The sequence below is a fragment of the Methylobacterium sp. WL119 genome (genome assembly GCF_008039875.1).
Classification (GTDB): domain Bacteria; phylum Pseudomonadota; class Alphaproteobacteria; order Rhizobiales; family Beijerinckiaceae; genus Methylobacterium.
The window spans coordinates 1-612 of the sequence record NZ_VRUU01000251.1 but is presented as its reverse complement, the minus strand read 5'-3'; the positions used below and the strand labels follow the sequence as shown (position 1 = coordinate 612).

At 76.0% G+C, this 612-nt stretch carries 1 pseudogene; it reads left to right on the top strand.

Features of this window, described 5'->3' with window-relative positions:
- Positions 1-232: 232 nt before the first annotated feature.
- Positions 233-612: pseudogene (bchD, locus tag FV227_RS28695) on the top strand (magnesium chelatase ATPase subunit D); the annotation flags it as partial.

The window sequence follows — 612 nt, the reverse complement described above, 5'->3', positions numbered from 1 at the left end:
AGGCCCACCCTCCCCCGCACCCAAGTCGGGCCTGCCCGACTTGGGCAGACAGGGTGCGGATCTCGGGCAGGTCCGAGATCCGTTGGGAGGAGGGAAGGCGCGCGGGCTCTTCGGCAGGGAAGAGGGGGTTGGGAGGGGCGCGACCGCTCCCGACCGCTCCCGACCCACGCCTGAACCAGACGACGCGTCCGACGCCATCCCCGCGCTCTGCGCTGCCGCGGATGCCCTCGGCGTGACGTCCCTGCGCGGGCCGTTGCTCGCCGTGCGGATCGCCCGGCTGATCGCCGCCCGCGACGGACGGGATGGGCTCGCGGAACGAGATCTCGTCGAAGCAGCAGCCCTCGTGCTCGGCCCGCGGGCGACGCGGATGCCGGTTCCCGAGCAACCCGCCGAAGCCTCCGAACCGCCCCCCGACGATCGCGGATCGCCGCAGCAGGAGAACCCGCCGGAGCCCGACGGGGACGCGGCGGGCTCGGAGCAGCAGGCCGAATCGCCGAATCTCGACGACGTCGTGCTCGCGGCGGCACGCGCGGCGATCCCGCCCGGCCTGCTCGCGGCGTTGGCCGCCGGGCAGGCGCCGGCGCGCGGCGGCAAGGCGGGAAGGGCCGGGGC